The sequence below is a fragment of the Aliterella atlantica CENA595 genome, assembly GCF_000952155.1.
Taxonomy (GTDB): domain Bacteria; phylum Cyanobacteriota; class Cyanobacteriia; order Cyanobacteriales; family Chroococcidiopsidaceae; genus Aliterella; species Aliterella atlantica.
This window is the reverse complement of sequence record NZ_JYON01000012.1, coordinates 24317-42910: the sequence shown is the minus strand read 5'-3', so window position 1 is coordinate 42910 and position 18594 is coordinate 24317. Positions and strand designations below refer to the sequence as shown.

The window sequence follows — 18594 nt, the reverse complement described above, 5'->3', positions numbered from 1 at the left end:
ACTAAACCATATCGTGACTGCCTCTGTATTTGCTGCCGAACGCTTGTTATTTACTCCAGCTACTTCCGACACTGACGCTATAGAGACTATTTTTGCTTTTCCTAACGAGTACACAGTAGGCATTACTAGCTTAGGCTATCAAGTAGTATGGGCTACTTTGGCAATGCGCCAGGATGTGGCTGTTAGTCGTTTATTTACTGACACGCACGAACAGTTGCCGCGATCGCCCGAATTAATCGGTTTTTCCTGTTCGTGGGAATTAGACTATGTAAATATCCTCCATTTACTTGAATCGCTGCAAATCCCTACCAGAACTGCTAATCGAGACGATAGTCATCCTTTAGTTTTTGGCGGCGGTACTGTTTTAAGCGCTAATCCCGAACCTTTTGCCGATTTTTTTGACATTATCTTGCTAGGTGATGGTGAAAATTTGTTAGGTAGCTTTTTAGACGCATACAAACAAGTTAGAAATGCTGACAGAAAAACTAAATTAATTCACCTAGCACAAGTACCAGGAGTATATGTTCCTAGCTTGTATGAGGTAACTTATGCAGATGCAACTGGTGAAGTTCAAGCAATTCAACCAGTCACAAATCAAATTCCCAGCCATGTAGACAAGCAAACTTACCGAGGTAACACTTTATCAGCTTCTACAGTAGTTACTGAAAAAGCTGCTTGGGAAAATATTTACATGGTAGAAGTAGTCAGAAGTTGCCCAGAAATGTGCCGTTTTTGCCTAGCAAGTTACTTAACCTTACCTTTTCGCACTGCTAGTTTGGAATCTTCTTTAATCCCAGCAATCGAACGCGGTTTGTCTGTAACTAATCGCTTAGGCTTGCTTGGTGCTTCTGTAACTCAACATCCAGAATTTACAACTTTGCTCGACTATCTAAGTAAGCCACAATACGACAATGTGCGTTTAAGCATAGCTTCGGTACGTACAAATACGGTAACAAAACAACTAGCAGAAACCCTTGCTAAAAGAGACACGCGATCGCTTACAATTGCAGTAGAAAGCGGATCTCCACGTTTGCGCCAAATCATCAATAAAAAACTAAATAACGATGAAATTATTCAAGCTGCAATCAATGCTAAAGCAGGCGGATTGAGCAGTTTAAAGCTTTACGGAATGGTAGGAATTCCTGGTGAAGAATTAGAAGATGTAGAGCAAACTGTAGCGATGATGAAATCTATCAAAAAGGCGGCTCCAGGCTTGCGTTTAACGCTAGGATGCAGCACTTTTGTCCCCAAAGCTCATACGCCTTTTCAGTGGTTTGGAGTCAATCCTCAAGCTCAGAAACGCTTGCAGTTATTACAAAAACAGTTGAAACCACAAGGTATAGATTTTCGTCCTGAGAGCTACAATTGGTCAGTAATTCAGGCTTTGTTGTCTAGAGGCGATCGCCGTTTGTCTCATCTACTAGAATTAACTCGACATTATGGCGACACTTTAGGTAGTTATCGCCGCGCTTTTAAGCAGTTACAAGGACAAATTCCGGAAATGGAATTTTATGTATCTAACAATTGGTCAAAAGAGCAAGTATTACCTTGGGAGCATTTGCAAATAGCTCTACCTAAATCTACTTTGATTAAGCATCTAGCAACAGCCGAAGCTGAACTTAGTTTGTTACCCAATGCTAGCTAACTATTAAATTAATGCAACTTACTCAAAATAATTACCAAATAGGCAAACAGTTTCTTTTGCAAGCACCCCAAGAACGTCTTTTGACTCTCAAGCAAGTTGGTTTAGGACGTTATGCAGATTTTTTAACTAAAATGCCGCTTACAGAAGCAAATGTAGCTTGCGTGATGCGCTTTTTTAATAATCCTAGCAGAGCTAAGTTTCCGAATTTACAAGCTGTAGAGTTGCCTGATTTAGTTCTAGATGGTGTAAACTTTATTCGTGGCAATTTGTCAGACGCAAACTTAAGTGGTAGTAGCTTAATTGATGCAGATTTGATATTTGCTAATTTTACTGGTGCAAATTTAAGTAATGCTAATTTGCGAGGTGCAACGCTAAATGAAACTATCTGGCAAGGTGCAATAGTAGAAAATTGCAATTTCGGTACAGGTATTGGCATTACAAATCAGCAACGTCAAGAGTTAATATCTCGCGGTGCTGTATTTATGGGTTAAAGTAGATAATTTGTATGTATTTCTCCTCGCTATCTAGAGTATTTACTTTTCTAGCAATGGCTAAAGCTTGATAAAAGCGATCGCACTATTCAAAACAATTCTGTGTAGCAGCTAGAAGCTTATTTATCTACCACTGATTTAATAAACTCTTGCATACGTTCGTAATGCGTTCCTTGCCAATATACTTGCTGACACTGCTGACAGTGATAAAATTTATCTACTTGCTCTCTAACTTGCGGTGGTAGCTGGTCGATGATACTCTCTTTAGCTACTGGTACTAATAAACCATTGCAGCGCAAACATCTTTGCAATGGTGCTACACCTTCTTTAAGCGCAAAACGTTGAAATACTTCTGTTAACTGCTTGTGCGGATTAGTGTGCCTGACGTAGTAGCCATAAGTTACAATACTCCGCATGAGCAAACCGCGATCGCGCGTCAGCAAAATTCGCCCTTCACGGCTAGAAATATCCGCTAATAAATCGTCGTGGTAATCATTGCGATACAAAGTATCAAACCCCAACATCCGCAATGACTTTGCTAGCTTGCCTAAGTGAATATCTAGCACAAAGCGCTTAACTTGGGGTAGCGGCGATCGCAAACTAACTGCATTTTGGATATTTGCAGCTTCGGAGACAGGATAAACGCTAATTTGGTCTTTATCTTGAATTATGTAGGCAAAATCTACCCATTTACCATTTACAGCGATCGCTTCAACTTCAGGATGAGGTACGCCTAATGCTTCAATAGTGTCCTTAATAGACGGACGCTCTTTAAAATAATGGGTAAAACAAACTTGTCTGCGATCGCTAGGTAAAAAGTCATTTAATTCTGCTAAAACGCGAAAACTTACTTCTGGCATTGCGATGAGCAAGAGGTTCACAATTAGCCTAGCAGTAGTGCAATGCAATATTTAATAATTGTCATGCATTTATAAGCTAGTTGGGTTTTTACCATTGTAGATATGGCTGATAACTAGGCAGTAAAGTCATTTTTACAACTTCAGACAACAAGGAAAACTTAAAACGAAGCCGTCGATGTTTAGCAGGATCGTTTTTGATGTACCCCCACAATAACTTACCTGCTCTTATACCTTTTTGTCGTCCTGTAGATTCTTCAAATATTTTGTATATTAAATATTTGTAGAGAGTAGTTAAACTCTCTGTCTTTAGATACTGCATGGTTGCGGGAGCTTGGCTGTATTGTTGTTCAATAATTTGCAAACATACCCCTTCCATCTTAAAAACATTACTTGATGCAGAAGTAGAAGTTATTCGATACAAAATTTGTGGAGAGGGCACTGCAACAAAGTGATAGCGCTTTGCTAACCTCAAATACATATCCCAGTCCTCCGCAGGAGTAAAAGCTTTGTCAAAGCCACCTACTTCCTTTAAAGCTTGAGAGCGAACTAATATATTAGAGCCATTAGCTAAAAAATTACTTTTTAAAACCTCTACGTACGCATCTCCATTTACAATATGGCGAGGACCTCCTCTTAAAAATTGATTATTGCCATCGATATGGTCTGTCCAACTATATGCTACATCTGCTTGAGAATTTGCTTCTAAGGCTTTTAATTGGGCTTCTAGTTTGTCTGTTGTCCAAAGGTCGTCAGCATCTAAAAAGCTAATCAACTCCCCCGTAGCATGAGAAATTCCTCGATTGCGACTAGCAGCTACACCAGAATTAGTATAAGAAAAGACCTTGAGCCGCGAGTCTGTAACACTTTTAACAATATCTAAAGTTGAGTCTTGGCAACCATCATTAATTACGATTAATTCTAAATTTTTCCAAGTTTGATTTAAAACAGAGTTAACCGTTTCCCGAATAGTTGTTTCACAATTAAAAGCTGGAATAATTACAGAAATAAGAGGTACATTGCTTGAGATCATAAGATATCTAGAATATAGCTTTGTCTGGAAGCGATCGCGAAAAAATTATACTCAAATATTCATTATTAAGGCAATAGACTCTAGATTCATTTGTAGCTCATTCCCTGCTAAAAAAATTGATTTATAGCATTGCGCAAGCAAACTTTCCGTAATAGCCTAACAGTAGAATTAATTTTTGTTTGAACTATAAAGGCAGTGACTTCATCAATTCTAGCTTTAGACTTCGGCGGTACTAAACTGGCGGCGGCTGTAATTACTATCGGCGAACATCAATTGCGATCGCATCGGCGCGTTTTATCACCCCCAAATGCAAGCGCGACAACAGATTTAGAGATCGTCCGCACTCTTAAGCGCGAATTGCAACTAGAACAAATAGCAGCAATTGGAGTTAGCTTCGGCGGACCTGTAGATGCTATTACTGGTACAGTCCACTTGTCGCATCACGTTCCTGGCTGGGAGAATGTACCCTTAGCTGACATCCTTGCCGCAGAATTTAATGTTCCTGTCAGTGTAGATAACGATGCGAATGTTGCAGCTATGGGAGAACATCGTTTTGGCGCGGGTAAAGGCTTTAGTAACTTGCTGTATATTACAGTGAGTACAGGTGTAGGCGGTGGTTGGATTCTAGGCGATCGCCCCTGGCGCGGTACAGAAGGAATGGCGGGGGAAATTGGACATATTGTAGTAGATCCTACAGGTCCTTTATGCTTGTGCGGTAAACGCGGCTGTCTAGAAAGATTAGCATCGGGAAGATACATCGCCCAGCAAGTACAAGAACAATTGCAGCAACAACCAGAACGCGGCAAGATATTGCGTACTTTAGGAGCAAATATAGAATCTATTACGGCTGTAGAAGTAAGTCAAGCAGCAGCAAAAGGAGACGATTTAGCTGAGGAGGCTTTGCAAAAAGCAGCTTGGGCGTTGGGAGTAGCTATTGGTAATGCTGCGAATTTAATTAACCCGCAACGGTTTGTATTAGGTGGTGGTGTAACCAAAGCTGGCGAATCATTTTGGGCAGAAATTCAGCGTGTAGCCCGTGAAACTGCTTTACCTGAAGTTCATTTTGATATTGTCCCAGCTATGTTAGGCGATGAAGCGCCGTTATGGGGCGCTATTGCTTTGGCGGAAGATGCGATCGCTCAAATTTGATAATTATTTGGTAATTTTGCCCCGCGCAAACAAGCTAATTCTAGCTTTGCGTCTAGCAGGTTCGCCCCTCTTAAATCTGCCATCGATAAATTAGCACCTGTTAAATCTGTACCACTTAAGTTAGCTTCCTGTAGATCTGCTGATATTAAATCTGCTTTACTTAAGTTTGCTCCGCTTAGGTCTGCTAAATTCAATTTTGCCCAACTTAAGTTGATTGCACTTAAGTTTACCTGAACTAGAGCAGCACCCCTCAAGTTAGCATTAACAAAATTTCTTTCTCCTGCTGCATAGCGCTTTTTGAATTGGTCAACGTTTAGAGGCTTTAAAAAAGCAGAGGAGACACCGCCATAGCACCATGTAGCACCTACCAAGCTAGCTGCTGTATCAACAGCTATGCGATCGCGCTTATCTACTACTACGCCGTTGCATCCGTCCCATTGACCACCTAGCATATAGGCAATATCCTCTGCTGCTAATGCGGAATCAAATAGCAGAATTTCTTTTGGCGTACTTTTAATAATTGAGAATTTTTGGATTAAGGTTTGCATATTTATTTTGACTTGATGCGTCAATAATTAAATCGCCCTAACTCTAGAGCTAGGGCGGTTTTGTTAAAGTGATTTACTAAATGTTGTTTTTATCTATGAATAAAATACCAACCTGTCAAATACAAGCATCCTGTCTTAAGAGGTACTTTTACTCATTCTTTAGATAGAACTGTACTTGAGATGGCGATCGCTTTCTTGCCTAAAATGCGATCGTCTATATTGTCACGTGCGGGAGATGGCGGCTGATAAAATCCAGGGAAGAATACGAACAAAATTAACGACAACAGCGAAATCTTCCGGCTTGTTATATTGGCTCGATTGCCAGCATTCCCAGTAGTAGGGTACATAGCGCCAAATATCCAACCGCCAAATAACATCATGGCTACAAGGGTTAGTAAGGAGAGAAGCATAATGCCTCCTTTAAGTAATAACACTCATCATTTGTTTGCATATTCATAAGCTAACAATTAAATCAAGTAGTTGCAATATTTATTAACAATAAAGAGAAAATGTAACAAGCCTAAACAAGTCTCTCAGAAAGTAGCGATCGCACTAATGGCAAAAGTTGTAACAGACAAGGAGCTTTTGGGAACTATAGGTAAGTAATAGGCACGCTAAGGATATAGAAAAATTATGAGCAAGCTTTTAGGAGTTGCCCTACTAATCTTAGGCATCTACTTTTTAGGGCAAAATATTATCTTTGCTACCCACTACTCGCCTTATTTCTGGCGCGACATCCCTGCTGGTGGCTCTGTATTAGCTATTATGGGTGGAATTATCAGCCTGCTATTTTTTCCCAGACAAACAGGTAATTTAGGCTGGATTTTGCTAGGTATTGGTGCAGTTTTGGTATTTTTGAGTGGCGGTGTAATTTTAAAACCAACTAGCTTGTGGAACTTCTTTATCGCCTTTGCTGCGATGGCTGGAGGATTTCGGTTAATAACTCAAGGTAGGCTCAGGTTTTAGACACCTTTGGGAATTTTACGCCAAGATACATTGCATAATGTTGTGATTGTGCAATGAGTCCTACTTTGATTTATGGCAGATAGCAGTTTGCTAGATTGGTTGGCAGTATGTGGTTATGTAGGTTTTACAGTTTTTGTTATCTGGCGAATTTTGGCAACTCAAAATAAACCTTAGAATTTTTCTTCTACAGAATGTTGCTTGAGGTCATCTAGAGACAGATGTTCGAGCGCATAAACGTGAGTTGCTGCTAAAACTACTGGGGGAGCAACACCAGCTTCCTTAGCTTCTTGCCAGCGCGAGGCACACAAACACCAGCAATCGCCTGGTTTAAGTCCTGGAAAACTCCCCGTCGGCGAACTTAGATCGTTGCCTCTAGACTTGGTAAAGGCTAAAAACTCTTCAGTAACTTGAGCGCAAACTATATGAATGCCGCGATCTTCAGGTCCCGTTTCGCAGCTACCAGTACGATAAAATCCAGTCATGGGATCTGTGCAGCAAACTTCTAGCTTGCCTCCAAGGACATTTTTAGCTTCTGACATAGTAATTAATCTCCTGATAAAGAAGCGATCGCACTATATAAGCGTACAACCTTAACTATCGAACTAATATTACTTATAGATCGTGCAACATTTGGCGGAATTCTCGCAGAGCAAACCCAGTTCCTTGCTGTGATGCGACTTGCAATACTCGAGCAATTAAAGTTGGTAGGTCAATTTCTGGAAAATAGCGGCTCGATGGTTGCAATTGATAGCTTTCCTCTTGCAGACTGTAGATTTTTAAACCGCTGTTTTTGAATAACCAAACTTCTGGAACTTTGTAGGGCAAATAGTCTGTAGCGGCGGTGTAGGTAGTAACATCAATTTCTATGATCAAATCCGGCGGCGGATCGCTTTGCCAATCAATCCGATCTTTACCTACGGCTGCCTCCCAGTCGTCAATATAAAAGCAGTAGTCTGGCTCAATTCCCCCTTCTTCGGGAATATCCATTGTAATTGGGGTAAAGGCTTCGTAGTTACGGTTTTGGCGATCTAGTAAAACTTCAACAATTCTGGCAAGCAAATGGGCTTCACGTCCATGTCTGGGAAGGGGACTCATCAGTAAAATTTCTCCAGCGCGATACTTAATGCGGGGAATTGAGCCATCACCTCGGCTATCGCGCAAGGCACAGTAGTCTTGCCAACTTCCAGGCATTCGGACTACAGTTCCAGGGGGAAGTTGAATTTTGTCTCGTGAAATTACAGCGTACATAACTATCTCTTGACACTGCCCTTAACTTTTTCTAATTTAGCAGTCGCACTAGAGCAAGCAATACTAAGGTTACAAGTTTAAATCGAGGCGCGAGCGATGAAATATATTGTCGGATTAATTATATTTTCCAGTATTGGCTCTTTTGTGATTGTAGATGCGATCGCTCTTAGCAAAGAAATTGGTAAGACTAACAATCGTTACTTATTTGTAGAATGCTTGAGACTTGTAGTTATAGCAGCAATGGCGGCTGTTGGTTTTCTACTGGCGCAGGAAACTTTTACTCAGCCCAACGATGGGTTATTATTTTTAGCTATTGGCGCGATCGCTGCTTTTGTCATCTACGCGCTAGGTATCAAGCGTAGAGCAACGCAGAGATAATAACTTGCAATAGGTACAACTATGAATCGCCTAATTACGATTGCCATTAGCCACTACTGTGAAAAAGCAAGATGGGCGCTAGATTGGCTGAAGGTTCCTTATGTAGAGGAAAGCCACGCACCAGTTTTTCATCGTTTGACTACTCGCAGGCTGGGAGGAAAAAGCGTTCCAGTTCTAGTTACTGAATCTGGCGTTTTTACTGATTCTAGAGATATTTTGCACCATATTGATGCGATCGCTACAACGGAACGTCATTTATACCCTAGCGATCCTCAACTACGCTCCCAAGTCGAGCAATTAGAAGAATTATTCGATCGCAAGTTGGGCGTATATGTTCGCCAATGGGGATATTATTACCGCATAGGCGATCTCGAAGCTTTGCAAGAGATGTGGAGTAATGGCGCTACACAGTTAGAGCAAGTAGGGGTAAAAGTTGCATTTCCTGTCATGCGTCAGATTGTCAAACGTGCTTACGATGTTTCTGCTGCTTCAGCCGCTAGTTCTTTAACAGAAGTTAGACAAATTTTCGAGTTAGTCAGTCAGCGTTTGTCAGGCGATCGCTCTTACTTAGTTGGTGACAAATTTACAGCCGCAGACTTGACATTTGCAGCCTTAGCATCTCCAGTTTTGCGCCCCAAACAGCATCCCATCCAACTTACTCAAGCTGGAAAACCCAATGAGGAAATGGCTGCGGTAATCAAAGAACTTCGCAAGACTAAAGCAGGCAAATTTGCTTTACGTCTCTACCAGGAGCAACGCCATAATAACAGTGACCAGTGACCAGTGACCAGTGACCAGTTAATCTCCATAAATTTTGCTTGGCTTGTACCTACTACTAACTGGTAATTAATCTTCAACTAATTGTTGAAAGCGCTTAGAGGCTGCTATTTCATCAAAATCTGGATCTGTTTTCGCTTCTTGGCGATAGCGGGGATTGAGGGAAATTGCTGTTTGTAAGTTTTGGATTGCTGGTTTTAATTGTCCTTGCAGAGCGTAACACGCGGCTTTGTTGTAGTAGGCGTTGGGGTAGTCTGGTTGAATCTCTAATGCTTTGTCAAAGCTCTCTAAAGCCTCGTCATCGCGCTCTAGTTGCACTAGCAAATAACCTTTGGCGTTTAAGGCTTTATAAGAATTGGGGTTATGTTCTATTGCTTTATCAAATGAGGCGATCGCTTCTTCGTATTTTTCTAGTACCTGCAACGCCATACCACGATTTAACCAGGCTACAGCATCATCTGGTTCTACTTCTACTGCGCGATCGAAGGATGCAAAGGCTTCTTGGTGACGTTGCAACTTACCTAATGCAACTCCTCGATCTACCCAAGCTTGATGGTAGTCGGGAGCAATTTCTAAGGCTTTGTCGTAGGATGCGATCGCTTCAGAGTATTGTTTAACTCTACCTAAAACGATCCCGCGATTGAACCAGGCTTGGTAGTTGTCGCTTTGCATTTCTACTACTCGATCTAAGCAGGCGATCGCTTCTTCGTACCTTTTTAGCTCTTTTAAAGCGATTCCTCGGTAATACCAGAGATCGAGATTATCACTACCAAGTTCTAATGCTGTGTCAAATGAGGCGATCGCACTTGCATATTCCTGCATTTTCCATAGCGCCATACCTCTTTCTTGCCATACTTGCGGGCGATCGCGCTTTGTTTCTAAGGCTTTGTCGTAAGCTGCGATCGCTTCTGGGTAATTTCCTTGTGCTAGTAATATATTGCCTTCGGTGATGTAGTCGTCTGCATTTAAAAACAACTGAGGATGATTGTTGTAGAGGCGTTCTAATTGTTCTGTGAGAGTTTGAATTTTCTCTGATGTGTCGGCAAATGCGGCTTCTAATAAAGACGTGGGCGCGATATCTGCTATTTGCTGCAATATCTGCTCTTTTTGGGTTTGAGCGTCTGCTTGTACTTGCATTAGTACATCAGCTAGGGTGCTTTCTAATTTGTCTAAATTTTCTAGAGTTAATTGCTTGCGGTTTTGAATTTCTAACTGTAATGCAGCCAGTTGATTGTTAGATTCAGTATTTAATTTCTCTAGATTTTCCACAGTTTTATTTTGCTGCGTTCTTATTTCCGTTTGCGAGTTCGACATCATATCATTAAACTCGCTTTTTAGCTTGTTAAGATTTTCTATGTCTTGCCCTACTTCTATTTGCATTCTTGTTTGAGTTTGGGCAATTTGGGCTGCAATATCTGTTTGTAATTGCTCTAATTTTTCAATCGCTAAATCTTTTTGCTGTTGCGCTTGTTGCACCGCAGATACTTGAATTTCATTGAGTTTAGCTGTAAATTCTGGCTCTAAAGCTTGGAGATTTTGCCCGATTATATCTTGCTGATTTTGAGCGTTTAATCTTAGTTCGGCTAAACGGGTTGCAACTTCGTTTTCTATTTGTTTTAGATAATCTAAGACTATATACTTTTGCGATTCAATTTCTGATTGTACTTTGAATACTTCTGCCATTAAATCAGCTTGCGATCGCCCAATATTTTGCAATACTGTTTCTTTCTCTGCTTGGACTTCTGCTTGCAGTTGCGGAGTTATTTCTTCTCCTATTTCTTCTATGTTTTGTAGCAATGAGGTGCGACGATTGGCAATTTCTTGTTTTAGTTCGGTAAGTTGACTTGCAAATTCTACTTGCGTTCGCTCGATATTTTCTAATATCTGTTCTTTCTGTACTTCTACCTCTGCTTGAATTTGTGGAGTTATTTCCACTCCTATTCGCTCTATATTTTGCTTTAACAAACTTCGTTGATTCTCTACTTCTGCTTGTAACTCACTCAAATTTTTACTAAATTCTGCTTCCGAACGCTTGAGGTTTTGCAATATTGCGTCTTTTTCTGCTTGGAGTTGCGGCGTAAATCCTAATCCCGTTTGTTCTAAGTTTTGAATAAATGAGTTTTTAGAATTTACTGTTTCTCGTCGTAGAGCGTTAACTTGACTTGCAAAATCTGTTTGTGCTGCTTTTGTCTCAGATAGAAATCTATTTTTTGCTTCTTGCATTTCTGCTTGAAGTTGCGGTACAAATTTACTTACTTTTTCTATAGCTTGAATAAATGCATTTTTTTGTCCTTCAGCTTCATCTTGAAGCGTATGCAGTTGTTTATTAAATTCTGTTCGTGACTGCTTTAAATTAGCTAAAGTTGCTTCTTTTTCTGCCTGCAATTGCGATATAAAGTCAGTATTTGCTGCTGATAAACTTTCTAGCAAAGACTTTTTATGATATTCAGCTTCTAGTTGCAGGTTGTGCAATTGCGTTGCAAACTCTGCTTGCGACTTTTGTAAGCTTTGTAATATTGTGTCTTTTTGAGCTTGGATATCAGCTTGAATTTTTTGCGCCTCTTGAGGAAAGTTAGCACTTAATCTATCGAGGTTTTGTAATATTACTGCTTGCTGCTTTTGCGTTTCTTGTTGAAGATTATTAATTTGAGTATTAAATTGTTTGACTAAACTTGCTAAATTAGCATCTGAATCCTTGACTTTTGCCTCTAATTGTGCGATCAACTTTTGCTTAGAAGCAGAAAAATCCGCTAATTGCTGCGATAAGTCTTGTTTCTTGAGATTTATCTCTGCTTCCAAATCTTCCAAATCGTTATCGATATCGTCAGCATTATCTTGAGCAGCATTAAGAATTTCTTGAATTGCTTTATCAGCGTTGGCAATTTTAGCATCCAATTCCTTAATTTCTTGGATATTTGCTCTAACACTTTCAGCTACTTGACTAATAACCTTGCGCCGTAATAGAAATGCACTAGCGATCGCTCCAGCTAAAAGTATTACCAAAGCAGCCAACAAAACATTAAACAGCGTCACCGTACGATTGAACCTTTGTACGTCATTTTGCGGCACTTGCGACTGCGCTTGAGCCACAATTGGCAGAGGAAGAGATATTGCTACACGAGGCTGGGCAAAACTTGCAGATAACAGCAAACCAGAGAGAAAAACACTGCCACGCGATACCTGTCTATGCTTGCGCTTCATCTTGCCTCCCTTGAGCCTATCCATCGTTTTAGCTACTTTGCCTTATTTTAGGGTAAACAAGATGGGTAAGGTGCGTTGCAAGTCAACACACCCTACAGATAGCATCTGTCTTCATCTGCGTTCATCTGCGTCCATCTGCGTTCGCATCATGAATCCAACAAAGTAGGGTGCGCTTTCAAAATAAACCCTACAGCCCGATCCCTATTTCAAAAGAGGCGCTCCTGCAAATTCTTCTTGCTCTACTTGTTGTCGATCGCTTGCGGCAATGAATGTTAAATTAACCCCCAGCATAGACTTTGTTTGGTTGAGAACAGGTGTAATCAAAATATCGAGGAATTTTGTCGATCTTGCTACCTTCCACTGCATATTTTTCAAGGTCAGAGGACGGCGATCGCGGTAAAATGCTCTATGGGCAACGCTGTTGTCTAATAGCTTGGCAACTTCGAGTTCTGCGAACGGACGGTACAAATCTTTTAAAGTTAATCCAAATAGCGTATTCGCCTGTTTGTTGACGGCGATCAAACAACCATTAATATTTACTATTAGTTGAGCAAACGGATGCGATTCGTACGCAGCTTGGCAGATGTTATTTTGCTGGAGTTTCGCTTCAAGTGCTGGTTTTTCTCGATATCGGGGATTGATTAATGAATAGTCCTTTACTTCTAAATTTGCCCCTTTGGTATAAATGTGGTGCTTCAAACTAATCGGCTTAAAAATTTGTCGGCGGTTGATTACTGCCTCTGTTTTACCCAAAAACAAAAACCCATTATCTTTGAGCGCAATATGAAAGCGAGCTAGGATCGAGTTTTGCATATTGAGGTTGAAATAAATCATGACGTTGCGGCAGACCAGCAAATCTATCTTTGACATCGGCGCATCCTGAGTCAAGTCGTGATACGCAAACACAACTTTCTGGCGCAGTTTTGAGTGAAAGACATAACCATTTATGGTTTTCTCAAAGTATTTATCGCGCAGTTCAGTAGGAATGCTGGCAACTTCTAGTTCGCTATAAATACCTTGCCTAGCTTGCCAAATAGCTGCTTTGTCAGCATCGGTGGCAAAACACCGCACTCGCTGCAAGCAAGATTCGATGCCTAGAGCTTCTGCAAGTAGAATTAAAAGACTATAAACTTCTTGCCCGCTTGCACAGCCTGCACTCCAGACTTTAATTTGTTCGTCGGGTTGCTTGTTGGCAATGATTGTCGGCACAATTTCTGTTGCCAAATATTCCCAAGTGTCGCGATCGCGAAAAAAACTGGTAACGTTGATCAAAACGTACTCTAAAATGACTAGGTACTCTTCGCCGTGAGTTTGCAAATACCCTAGGTAGCTGCTATAGCTATCTATTTTGATGCTCTGCATCCGCTGGTGAAACCGTCGCATTAGAGTGGAACGTTTGTAACCTGTCAAATCGCATTTGTGGTTGTGCTTGAGGTAGTCTAACAATGCTTCAAATTCTTGGTTGACTTCCTCACTGTCTTTGCTGCGATCGCACAAGAAACTGTTCTTGGGGCGTATTTGAGCAGACATTACCGATCCTATGGGGTAAATGGACTCGCAGCCGATTAGTCTCTAGAATCAGGGGGCTTGATTGCTGCCTAATTCTAGGAAGTATTATGCCTTGATTCGTACGCAAAATCATTTAAAATGATTTTGCGTACGAACTTCATGTTACCTTTAAATGGTAAGTTTAATTTGCGTACGAATCAAGTATTAAGTCAAAAATGCGTACGAATCAAAAATGCCCAGCTTAGAGAAACTTTTATCCATCATAGATACTCTCAATCAAGAACGCGTGCAGGTCGCAAGTCAAGGTTGGTATTTGCAGCACTGCTGGCTAGTGCAAGTAAAGCCAGGGGGAAATGCCCGTACCGATCGCAAATACTGGCAAGTTAGAAGCCGCAAAGCGCTGTTTGATGGCAAGAAGTTAAAACACTTAAAACCAGAGCTAGTAGAAGATTACAAAGCCGCGATCGAGCGAGGACGACAGCTAGCAGGGATCGACCGTCAAATTGAGAAACTGACGCTGCAACTGCAACAACTGGCTGTTATCACTGACTCTTCAAACTCAACCCCGCTCTCTGTTACCAAGTTTGAGCTTGGCGATCGCGGGCAGCCGAAAGACACCCTCAAAGCAGAGCTATTTACCAATTTGACCGAGCAAGAACGTCAGGTTAAGGAAGTGCTTGCCAAAAGTCAAATATTAAGAGCTTCATTGCGCCAGTCAATCGTTCGCGGCAAAACTATAGGAATGACAAATACTATCTTAAAAGCAGATATTTCCTATATGCGCTCAAGAGCTAATTAACTGTCCTTAATTTCTTCATCGACATTTTCTTGGGTTAAGATTTCATTACTCATTACTGCTTGCCTGACCAAATTAGCCCGCCGCTTTGCTTGCTGGACTTTTTCCAACAGCAGATCGGCTGCTTCATGCTCGTTTACTTGGTGCAGATGTTCAGCCATGTGGTTCATCAACATCTCACTTGCCTCAATCGTGCGGATGCCATCCCACAAGGTTTCTTCAATCGACTGCGTTACCTCTGCTAAAAGTGTATTGAGCGAATAAGCGTGTCCTGTATGACAGCGAAAGCGAATAAGACTACCTTCTTTCAACTGCATCAGTACGCCGTGACACTCAGGACAAGTATAGGGAGAAAGTTCGCCTAGCTTCATAATGCCCATCTCCAGCCCGTTGTCTTCTTGAGCAACGCCAACTTCAAGATCCATTAGCTGAGATACAGGTAAAACCTGTTGTACTGGGATAGGTTCATCAACTAGACGAGCTAACAAAGCTCCCATTTGGATAACAGGCACGCAGTAATCGACAGCAACAGCTTTCATTGCCGCTCTTGGCATTGAGGGATGCAGCGCATCAGCCGGATCTTGAACGACAGCTTGCCCGCCTCGTTCCTTAATTGCATATAGCCCCGCCGCTCCGTCGTCGAGACTGCCACTCAAAACTACCCCAATAACTCTTTGGGCATAAGCACGAGCAGCAGAACGAAATAAAACATCGATCGCCGGACGAAAGCGGTTTTCCTTGGGACCACGACTAAGACGAACAAAGTCCGATTCAATCACCAGATGGCGATCTGGCGGAGCAATATAAATGCGTCCAGGGGCGATCGCCTCCATATGGACAGCGTGAGCAACTTTTAGTAAAGTCACCCTAGCCAAGATTTCGGGTAGCAGGCTAGGGTAGTCTGGGGAAATATGCCAAACGATAAAGACAGCTGCCGGAAAATTAGCTGGCAGTTGAGAAACAAGCGCTTCAAAAGCTTTCAGCCCTCCGGCTGATGCTCCAATTACAACAATGTCCGGCGTTAACACTCAATGCTCCTGCTCGCGGCAATATTTAGATGTAGCAATTAAAGTTATGATGCTTACTCCACCAAGGTTTGAGCTACTACGGGGCAACGCCACCGCGTCCTTACTAACCTGCAATGGCACTTGCTACACCTCTACTTAATCAGGCTAGCACTTTAACTTTGCAGATATCACCCCCTCAAGACTAGCTATATTTTGCTTTGCAAACTATGTTAGTCAACTGCTATACATCTAGCATCACAGCAGTAGTTAGAGATTTATGTTGCCATATCATAGATAGGCGAGCGAGCTAAACAAGCAAGATTACGACTATCAGATATGAACCCCAGACGTGCTGCCAAAAAATCTCAGCCCAACCCCTCAGATGGTGAAGCGCCTAGCCACCAGAGGCAGGAAAAAGATCCGTTATTTCCGGTAGTTGGGATTGGAGCATCTGCAGGTGGATTAGAAGCTTTTACTCAATTACTAACTTATTTGCCTGCCAATACAGGTATGGCATTTGCAATCGTGCAACATATGCCTGCAAACCAAGAGAGCGTGTTAAGCCTGATTCTGGCTAGGACAACTAGGATGCCAGTGCAAGAAGTAAAAGATGGCATGGCGATCGCACCCAATCAAGTGTATGTCATTCCCCCCAATGCCAGTATGACTATCGAGCAAGGGGTATTAAAGCTAACACCTCGAACGAGTTCAAGTCGAGTATTTATGTCAGTCGATACATTTTTGCTTTCCCTTGCTGAAGAACGGGGCAAAAAAGCGATCGGCGTAATTCTATCAGGGGGCGATTCTGACGGCGCGAGGGGAATCGAGGCAATCAAGGCAGCAGGCGGCGTAACTTTTGCTCAATCTGAGGGCAGCGCTCAAGTCAATAGTATGCCCAATACAGCGATCGCCACAGGTCAGGTAGACTTTATCTTACCTCCTGACCAAATTGCCGCCAAGCTAGCAGAAATCGGCAATCATCCTTACCTCGCTAATTCGTCTGCAACAGAAACAGAAGTAATGCCAACTTCCAGTGAAAGCCAAGATGCACTATCGATTATTTTTGATTTGCTGCGTAAAGCAACAGGAGTTGACTTTACTTACTACAAACAAACTACCTTAAATCGGCGGATTGGGCGGCGGATGTTGTTGTATAAGCTAGAAAATGTCAAAGATTATGCCCGCTATCTGCAAAATAACCCTACAGAAGTGATGGCATTGTATGAAGATGCTTTAATTCACGTTACCAGTTTTTTCCGCGACCCAGAAAGCTTCGAGGCACTAAAAACTTTAGTTTTTCCCGCGATCGTTAAAGATAAATCGCCGCAGACACCGATTCGGATTTGGGTTGCAGGCTGTTCGACAGGTGAGGAGGCTTATTCCATTGCTATTTGCTTGCTAGAGTTTTTAGCCGATCGCTTGCCACGATTGCCAATCCAAATTTATGCAACTGATATTAGTGAAACAGCGATAGAACACGCCCGCAATGGTATCTACACCCTTAGCCAAGTTGCCAACGTCTCCTCTGAACGTCTCTATCGGTTTTTCGTTCAAGTTGAAGATAACTACCAAATTAGCAAGCACGTACGCGAACTGTGCGTTTTTGCCAGACAAAATCTGATTGGCGATCCGCCATTCTCGCGCCTTGACTTGATTAGCTGTCGCAACGTGCTGATTTATTTAGGGACTCCTTTACAACAAAAGCTGTTACCAGTATTTCACTACGGGCTAAAATCTACAGGTTTTTTAATGTTAGGCACTTCCGAAACGATTGGCGATTTTGCTGACCTATTTACTCTGTACGACAAAAAGAACAAAATTTATGCCAAACAAATCACATCGACTCGACTTAACGTTGATATTATCCCTAGCAGTTATTCGCCAGCGATCGTCAAACCACCAACTCTGGCGACAGAGCAAATTCCTAGCGACTTAGAAATCCAGAAAGAAGCAGATAAGATTGTCCTGAATCAATATGCCCCCGCTGGCATCGTCATCGATATCAACTTGGATATTATCCAATTTCGCGGACAAACCAGTTCTTACCTAGAACCTGCGCCTGGTAAGGCAAGTTTGAACTTGCTTCGCATGGCAAAAGAAGAATTGCGCCGAGAATTACAAACAGCAATTTATCAGGCAAGACAGCAAAAGCTACCCCTCAAACGCGAAGGCATACAAGTACGAGAAGGCGATCGCACCCGACAAATTACTATCAATGTAATTCCGTTGCAAACTGCTACGCAAGAGTGTTATTTAGTGCTATTTACAGAAATGCCGCTTCCGGTTCTGCCCGCAGCCAGCGATGATAGCAGCACTCCCTCTAAACGCAAAACTAGAGACGCTCAGGAAATTACTAGGTTGCAGCAAGAATTAGCAACAACAAGAGAGCATCTGCAATCGATTATAGAAGAGCAACAAGCTACAAACCAAGACTTACGAGCCGCCAACGAAGAGATTTTATCTAGCAATGAAGAATTGCAAAGTACCAATGAGGAACTAGAAACAGCTAAAGAAGAAATTCAGGCGGCAAATGAAGAACTAAATACTGTAAATGAGGAATTGCGCCGCCGCACGCTAGAAGCAACGCAGGTAAGTAACGATTTGCAAAATCTGCTTAGTAGTATTAATATTCCCATTTTGATGCTAGGAGGCGACTTGCAAATTCGGCAATTTACGCCAGCAGTCGAAGGTATTTTTAACTTAATTTCTACTGATATTGGGCGACCGTTGAGCGACATTACTCATAAGTTGAATGTACCCAATTTAGAACAACAAATTTTAGAAGTGATTCGTACGCTCAATTTAAAAGCTCAAGAAATTCAAGATCGCGACGGGCATTGGTACGATCTGCGGATTCGCCCTTATCGCACAATTGACAACAAAATCGACGGGGCAGTATTAGTATTAGTTGATATCGACGACCTCAAACGCAGCAATCCCCAGTTAAATTCGCCAAGCGAACCAAAAGACTAGCGTAGTCTTTTACCAT

At 41.9% G+C, this 18594-nt stretch carries 17 protein-coding genes; 8 read left to right on the top strand and 9 right to left on the bottom strand.

What is annotated here, in order from left to right; all coding sequences use genetic code 11:
• Positions 1-13: 13 nt before the first annotated feature.
• Both UH38_RS12605 and UH38_RS12600 read left to right on the top strand, forming a co-directional pair.
• On the top strand, positions 14-1645 hold the full coding sequence (locus UH38_RS12605) for a B12-binding domain-containing radical SAM protein (RefSeq protein ID WP_045055013.1): 1632 nt from the start codon (positions 14-16) through the stop codon (positions 1643-1645).
• 11 nt (positions 1646-1656) lie between these two features.
• Positions 1657-2136: a pentapeptide repeat-containing protein gene (locus tag UH38_RS12600; RefSeq protein ID WP_045055012.1), complete on the top strand. Its 480-nt coding sequence runs from the start codon at positions 1657-1659 to the stop codon at positions 2134-2136.
• A gap of 119 nt (positions 2137-2255) precedes the next feature.
• On the opposite strand, the gene UH38_RS12595 is transcribed toward UH38_RS12600, so the two are convergent.
• Both UH38_RS12595 and UH38_RS12590 read right to left on the bottom strand, forming a co-directional pair.
• Complete coding sequence (locus UH38_RS12595; RefSeq protein WP_045055011.1) at positions 2256-2996, bottom strand: Mut7-C RNAse domain-containing protein; 741 nt, start codon at positions 2994-2996, stop codon at positions 2256-2258.
• A gap of 88 nt (positions 2997-3084) precedes the next feature.
• Positions 3085-4026, bottom strand: a complete 942-nt coding sequence (locus tag UH38_RS12590; protein ID WP_045055010.1) for a glycosyltransferase — start codon at positions 4024-4026, stop codon at positions 3085-3087.
• 195 nt (positions 4027-4221) lie between these two features.
• On the opposite strand from UH38_RS12590, the gene UH38_RS12585 reads away from it, so the two are divergent.
• Complete coding sequence (locus UH38_RS12585) at positions 4222-5175, top strand: ROK family protein (protein ID WP_045055009.1); 954 nt, start codon at positions 4222-4224, stop codon at positions 5173-5175.
• Here the strand turns inward: UH38_RS12585 and UH38_RS12580 are convergent.
• Positions 5166-5723 (bottom strand): pentapeptide repeat-containing protein, encoded by a 558-nt coding sequence (locus UH38_RS12580; protein WP_045055008.1) that lies wholly within the window; start codon positions 5721-5723, stop codon positions 5166-5168. The two genes, UH38_RS12585 and UH38_RS12580, sit on opposite strands and share 10 nt — an antisense overlap.
• Positions 5724-5875: 152 nt before the next feature.
• Positions 5876-6133, bottom strand: a complete 258-nt coding sequence (locus UH38_RS12575) for a hypothetical protein (RefSeq protein ID WP_144405673.1) — start codon at positions 6131-6133, stop codon at positions 5876-5878.
• A gap of 223 nt (positions 6134-6356) precedes the next feature.
• Between UH38_RS12575 and UH38_RS12570 the strand changes: the two genes are divergently transcribed.
• Entirely contained in the window at positions 6357-6689 is a 333-nt protein-coding gene (locus UH38_RS12570) for a hypothetical protein (protein ID WP_045055006.1), read from the top strand.
• Between the two features lie 170 nt (positions 6690-6859).
• On the opposite strand, the gene UH38_RS12565 is transcribed toward UH38_RS12570, so the two are convergent.
• Both UH38_RS12565 and UH38_RS12560 read right to left on the bottom strand, forming a co-directional pair.
• A complete protein-coding gene (locus UH38_RS12565; RefSeq protein ID WP_045055005.1) occupies positions 6860-7228 on the bottom strand; it encodes a DUF2237 family protein in 369 nt (122 codons plus the stop codon).
• A 73-nt stretch (positions 7229-7301) separates the two neighbouring features.
• Positions 7302-7937, bottom strand: coding sequence for a Uma2 family endonuclease (locus UH38_RS12560; RefSeq protein ID WP_045055004.1), 636 nt, complete (start codon positions 7935-7937; stop codon positions 7302-7304).
• 96 nt (positions 7938-8033) lie between these two features.
• Here UH38_RS12560 and UH38_RS12555 point away from each other — a divergent pair, with 96 nt between their 5' ends.
• Both UH38_RS12555 and UH38_RS12550 read left to right on the top strand, forming a co-directional pair.
• Positions 8034-8315 carry a hypothetical protein gene (locus tag UH38_RS12555; protein ID WP_045055003.1) on the top strand — a complete coding sequence of 94 codons (282 nt, stop codon included), beginning with the start codon at positions 8034-8036 and terminating at the stop codon, positions 8313-8315.
• A gap of 21 nt (positions 8316-8336) precedes the next feature.
• On the top strand, positions 8337-9095 hold the full coding sequence (locus UH38_RS12550) for a glutathione S-transferase family protein (RefSeq protein ID WP_045055002.1): 759 nt from the start codon (positions 8337-8339) through the stop codon (positions 9093-9095).
• Between the two features lie 66 nt (positions 9096-9161).
• Here the strand turns inward: UH38_RS12550 and UH38_RS12545 are convergent, their stop codons facing one another.
• On the bottom strand, positions 9162-12293 hold the full coding sequence (locus UH38_RS12545) for a tetratricopeptide repeat protein (protein WP_160295956.1): 3132 nt from the start codon (positions 12291-12293) through the stop codon (positions 9162-9164).
• A 201-nt stretch (positions 12294-12494) separates the two neighbouring features.
• A complete protein-coding gene (locus tag UH38_RS12540; RefSeq protein ID WP_072044917.1) occupies positions 12495-13823 on the bottom strand; it encodes a CheR family methyltransferase in 1329 nt (442 codons plus the stop codon).
• 211 nt (positions 13824-14034) lie between these two features.
• On the opposite strand from UH38_RS12540, the gene UH38_RS12535 reads away from it, so the two are divergent.
• The gene (locus UH38_RS12535) at positions 14035-14601 is read left to right on the top strand and encodes a hypothetical protein (protein WP_045055001.1); all 567 of its coding nucleotides are present in this window, start codon (positions 14035-14037) and stop codon (positions 14599-14601) included.
• On the opposite strand, the gene UH38_RS12530 is transcribed toward UH38_RS12535, so the two are convergent.
• Positions 14598-15626 (bottom strand): chemotaxis protein CheB, encoded by a 1029-nt coding sequence (locus tag UH38_RS12530; protein WP_045055000.1) that lies wholly within the window; start codon positions 15624-15626, stop codon positions 14598-14600. The two genes, UH38_RS12535 and UH38_RS12530, sit on opposite strands and share 4 nt — an antisense overlap.
• Positions 15627-15941: 315 nt before the next feature.
• Here UH38_RS12530 and UH38_RS12525 point away from each other — a divergent pair, with 315 nt between their 5' ends.
• Complete coding sequence (locus tag UH38_RS12525; protein ID WP_052672369.1) at positions 15942-18578, top strand: chemotaxis protein CheB; 2637 nt, start codon at positions 15942-15944, stop codon at positions 18576-18578.
• Positions 18579-18594 lie beyond the last annotated feature (16 nt).

Excerpts from the sequence above, each read along its gene's own strand:
- UH38_RS12600 (WP_045055012.1), top strand. The coding sequence starts at position 1,657 with ATGCAACTTACTCAAAATAATTACCAAATAGGCAAACAGTTTCTTTTG.
- UH38_RS12595 (WP_045055011.1), bottom strand. The coding sequence starts at position 2,996 with ATGCCAGAAGTAAGTTTTCGCGTTTTAGCAGAATTAAATGACTTTTTA.
- UH38_RS12590 (WP_045055010.1), bottom strand. The coding sequence starts at position 4,026 with ATGATCTCAAGCAATGTACCTCTTATTTCTGTAATTATTCCAGCTTTT.
- UH38_RS12580 (WP_045055008.1), bottom strand. The coding sequence starts at position 5,723 with ATGCAAACCTTAATCCAAAAATTCTCAATTATTAAAAGTACGCCAAAA.
- UH38_RS12575 (WP_144405673.1), bottom strand. The coding sequence starts at position 6,133 with ATGCTTCTCTCCTTACTAACCCTTGTAGCCATGATGTTATTTGGCGGT.
- UH38_RS12570 (WP_045055006.1), top strand. The coding sequence starts at position 6,357 with ATGAGCAAGCTTTTAGGAGTTGCCCTACTAATCTTAGGCATCTACTTT.
- UH38_RS12565 (WP_045055005.1), bottom strand. The coding sequence starts at position 7,228 with ATGTCAGAAGCTAAAAATGTCCTTGGAGGCAAGCTAGAAGTTTGCTGC.
- UH38_RS12560 (WP_045055004.1), bottom strand. The coding sequence starts at position 7,937 with ATGTACGCTGTAATTTCACGAGACAAAATTCAACTTCCCCCTGGAACT.
- UH38_RS12555 (WP_045055003.1), top strand. The coding sequence starts at position 8,034 with ATGAAATATATTGTCGGATTAATTATATTTTCCAGTATTGGCTCTTTT.
- UH38_RS12550 (WP_045055002.1), top strand. The coding sequence starts at position 8,337 with ATGAATCGCCTAATTACGATTGCCATTAGCCACTACTGTGAAAAAGCA.
- UH38_RS12545 (WP_160295956.1), bottom strand. The coding sequence starts at position 12,293 with ATGAAGCGCAAGCATAGACAGGTATCGCGTGGCAGTGTTTTTCTCTCT.
- UH38_RS12540 (WP_072044917.1), bottom strand. The coding sequence starts at position 13,823 with ATGTCTGCTCAAATACGCCCCAAGAACAGTTTCTTGTGCGATCGCAGC.
- UH38_RS12535 (WP_045055001.1), top strand. The coding sequence starts at position 14,035 with ATGCCCAGCTTAGAGAAACTTTTATCCATCATAGATACTCTCAATCAA.
- UH38_RS12525 (WP_052672369.1), top strand. The coding sequence starts at position 15,942 with ATGAACCCCAGACGTGCTGCCAAAAAATCTCAGCCCAACCCCTCAGAT.